We start from the raw sequence: 3259 nt of genomic DNA on the forward strand, positions 1-3259 counted from the left end.
GGGTCAGGGGGTCAGGGGCGGGGGCGGACGGGGACCACCAGGGGGCCGTGGTCGCCGTCGACCACGCGGACGGTGGCGCGGTACCAGGTGGCGAGGAGCTGCTCGGTCAGCACCTCGCGCGGGGTGCCGGCGGCGACGACCCTGCCGTCGGCGAGCAGCACCATGCGGTCGGCGTACTCGCCGGCGATGGAGAGGTCGTGCATGGTGGCGAGCACGGTCAGGCCGTGCTCGCGGCGGAGCCGGTCGACCAGCTCCAGCACCTCCTGCTGGTGGCCGATGTCCAGGGCGCTGGTCGGCTCGTCCAGCAGCAGCAGGGTCGCGCCCTGGGCCAGCGCCCGGGCCAGGAAGGCGCGCTGCCGCTCGCCGCCGGAGAGGGTCGCCAGCTCCCGGTCCCGGAAGCCGGCCAGGTCCAGCCCGTCGAGCACGTCGTACGCGGCCGCCAGGTCGGCGGCGGACTCCCGGCCCAGCGGCGGGATGTAGGGCGTGCGACCCAGCAGCACGTAGTCGAGCACCGACATGCCGGCCGGCACGACCGGGGACTGGGCCACGGTCGCCACCACCCGGGCCCGATCGCGGCGGCGCAGCGCCTCGCTCGGCGTACCGAAGAGGGAGATCGCGCCCGGCGCGGGCAGCAGGCCGCCGACGGCGCGCAGCAGGGTCGACTTCCCGGCGCCGTTCGGACCGATCACGGTGACCCACTCGCCCGGGGCGACGGTCAGGTCGACGCCGCCCAGGATCGGCGTGCCGTCCAGGCGGACGTGCAGGTCGCGCACCTCGACGGCGGGGACGGCCGGCCGGTCGTCGCCGGCCGCCGGCCGCGGGGCCGGCGCGGGTCCCGCGCCCGCCGCGGGGCGCGGCGCCGGCGCACGTCGCGGGCTCATCCGAGCACCCGCCGCGAGGTGCGCAGGACCAGGACGAAGAACGGGCCGCCGAGCAGGGCGGTGACCACCCCGATCGGCACCTCCGCCGGGGCGGCGGCGGTACGCGCGACCACGTCGGTCAGGGCCAGGAACGCGCCGCCGAAGAGCAGCGAGAGCGGCAGGATCACGCGGTAGCTCGACCCGGCGAGCAGCCGCACGGTGTGCGGCACGATGATCCCGACGAAGCCGATCAGGCCGGAGGCCGAGACCGCGGCGGCGGTGCCGAGCGAGGCGGCGACGATCAGCAGGTAGCGGGACCGCTGCGGGTGCAGGCCGAGGCCGGTCGCCTCGTCGTCGCCCACGGAGAGCACGTCGAGTTCGCGCCGGTGCAGCAGCACCACCAGTGCCGTGACCAGGAAGTACGGCAGCACCAGCCGGACGTCGTGCCAGCCGGCGGTGGCGAGCCGGCCGAGCAGCCAGGAGTAGACGTGCTGGATGCTGTCGGAGTTGCGTTGCAGCAGGTAGGTCTGCCCGGCGGAGAGGAACGCGGAGACGGCCACCCCCGCCAGGATCAACGTGGCCGTGGAGCGACCGCGCCCGCCGGAGGCGCCGAGCAGGTACGTCATCGCCACCGCCCCGAGCGAGCCGACGAACGCGGCCAGCGGGATGGTGAGGGGCAGACCGGTCAGCGCGCCGGCCGTCCCGGCGCCGAGGGTGATCACGGCGGTGACCGCGAGCCCGGCCCCGGCGGCCACGCCGAGCAGGTACGGGTCGGCCAGCGGGTTGCGGAACACGCCCTGGTAGCAGCCGCCGGCCAGGGCGAGCAGCCCGCCGACGAGCAGGCCGAGCACCACCCGGGGCAGCCGCAGCTCGGTGACGATGGCGATCTCGCGCTCGGTCAGCCCGCTGTCGATGCGTACCCCGGGGACGAGGTTGAGCAGTTCGGCCGCGACGCTGCCCGGCGGCAGGCTGACCGGGCCGAGCGACACCCCGGCGACCAGGGCGACCAGCACGGCGGCGACGCCGGCGACGAGCCAGCGCGGCCGCAGCCCGGCGGGCCGGGACGCGGGCTGCGTCCCGGCCGACCGGGTGGCTGATGCCCTGTCGAGCGCCCTGGTCATCGACGGGTGAGGGTCACGCCGGCACCTTGGCGGTCGCGTCGACGATCGCGCGGAGCAGGTCGACCACGCGGGGGCCCCAGCGGGAGGCGACGTCGTCGTCGAGGGCGACGATCTGGTTGTTCTTCACCGCAGTGACGCCCGACCAGCCGGCGCGCGCCTTGACCGTGTCCGCGCTCTGCTGGCAGCACTTGGTGTCGGCGAGGAAGATGAAGTCCGGGTCCGCCTTGACGATCACCTCCTGCGACAGCTGCGGGTAGCCGCCGTTCTTGCCGTCGGCGTCGGACGGGTCGGCGATGTTCTCCAGGCCGGCCATCGCGTAGAGCGAGCCGATGAAGGTCTTGCTGGTGGCGGTGTACAGCTCCGGGCCCAGCTCGTGGTAGTAGGTCAGCTTCTCGGCGCGCTGCGGCAGGCCGGCGACCAGCTTGGCGATGTCGTCCTTCATCCGCTTGGTCACGTCGGCCGCCTCGGTGGCGTGGCCGGTGAGCGCGCCCAGCTCCGTGATCTGCCGGTACGAGTCGTCCAGCGTGGTCGCCGCCGGGGTGAGGTAGACCGGGATCTTCAGCGTGGTCAGCTGCTCGACGATCTTGTTGCGGTCGTCCGAGATCACCACGAGGTCGGGGCTCCTGCCGGCGATCGCCTCGGCGTTCGGGGAGAAGCCGGAGAGGTCCGTCTTCGGCGCGTCCGCCGGGTAGTTCGAGTTGTCGTCGACGGCGGTGACCTGCTTGCCGGCGCCGATGGCGAAGAGCATCTCGGTGGCCGACGCGGAGAGCGACACGATCTTCTCGGGCCGCTTGTCGAGCGTGAGCTTGCCGACGGTGACCGGGAAGGCGGCCGCCGCCGAGCTGCCGCCGCCGGTGGCGGGCGTGTCGGAGGTCTTCTCGGCGCAGGCGCCGAGCGCGAGCGCGGCGACCGCGAGGGTCGCGGCGAAGAGCCGGGGGGTACGTCTGGACATCTGTCCTCCTGTCGGTCGAGGAGCGTGGTGCTTCGCCGACAGGGACCCGGTGCGCCCGTCCGCGAGGCGCCCTTCCTCGAGAGCGCGGGTCGCGACCACTGACGCAGGCGACCTGGCTCGTCCCCGCCGCGCCCGGCCTCGGCCGGGAGTGGTGGGGCATCACAGTTGCGGGACAGCGCCGGGTTCGCACCGGCTTCGCTGCTAGTGGTCGGTAGAACGGTAGCGCACGCCCCGGACGTGCCTCGACGATCCAGGTCGCATCGGCGCATGCTGATCGGCAACAGCGGCGATATGCCCTGGATCGACGGTGCGTGGGGGGTGGGTGG

3 protein-coding genes and 1 riboswitch are annotated in these 3259 nt (G+C 74.3%); all 3 genes read right to left on the bottom strand.

Annotated features, from left to right (window positions below; all coding sequences use genetic code 11):
• Window positions 1-11: 11 nt before the first annotated feature.
• The 3 genes from ACSNOB_RS31650 to ACSNOB_RS31660 are packed head-to-tail and all read right to left on the bottom strand — an operon-like array spanning window position 12 to window position 2933.
• Complete coding sequence (locus ACSNOB_RS31650; RefSeq protein WP_436691072.1) at window positions 12-881, bottom strand: ABC transporter ATP-binding protein; 870 nt, start codon at window positions 879-881, stop codon at window positions 12-14.
• The gene (locus ACSNOB_RS31655; protein ID WP_436691074.1) at window positions 878-1981 is read right to left on the bottom strand and encodes a FecCD family ABC transporter permease; all 1104 of its coding nucleotides are present in this window, start codon (window positions 1979-1981) and stop codon (window positions 878-880) included. Before ACSNOB_RS31655 ends, ACSNOB_RS31650 begins: the two co-directional genes overlap by 4 nt.
• Before the next feature lie 13 nt (window positions 1982-1994).
• Complete coding sequence (locus tag ACSNOB_RS31660; protein ID WP_436691076.1) at window positions 1995-2933, bottom strand: ABC transporter substrate-binding protein; 939 nt, start codon at window positions 2931-2933, stop codon at window positions 1995-1997.
• 111 nt (window positions 2934-3044) lie between these two features.
• A riboswitch (cobalamin riboswitch) is annotated at window positions 3045-3127 on the bottom strand.
• Between the last annotated feature and the right edge of the window lie 132 nt (window positions 3128-3259).

Source organism: Micromonospora sp. URMC 106, from assembly GCF_051386395.1.
In the GTDB taxonomy this organism is placed as follows: Bacteria; Actinomycetota; Actinomycetes; order Mycobacteriales; family Micromonosporaceae; genus Micromonospora.

What these genes read in the sequence shown, in the direction of transcription:
- ACSNOB_RS31650 (WP_436691072.1), bottom strand. Translation starts at nt 881, where the DNA reads ATGAGCCCGCGACGTGCGCCGGCGCCGCGCCCCGCGGCGGGCGCGGGA.
- ACSNOB_RS31655 (WP_436691074.1), bottom strand. Translation starts at nt 1,981, where the DNA reads ATGACCAGGGCGCTCGACAGGGCATCAGCCACCCGGTCGGCCGGGACG.
- ACSNOB_RS31660 (WP_436691076.1), bottom strand. Translation starts at nt 2,933, where the DNA reads ATGTCCAGACGTACCCCCCGGCTCTTCGCCGCGACCCTCGCGGTCGCC.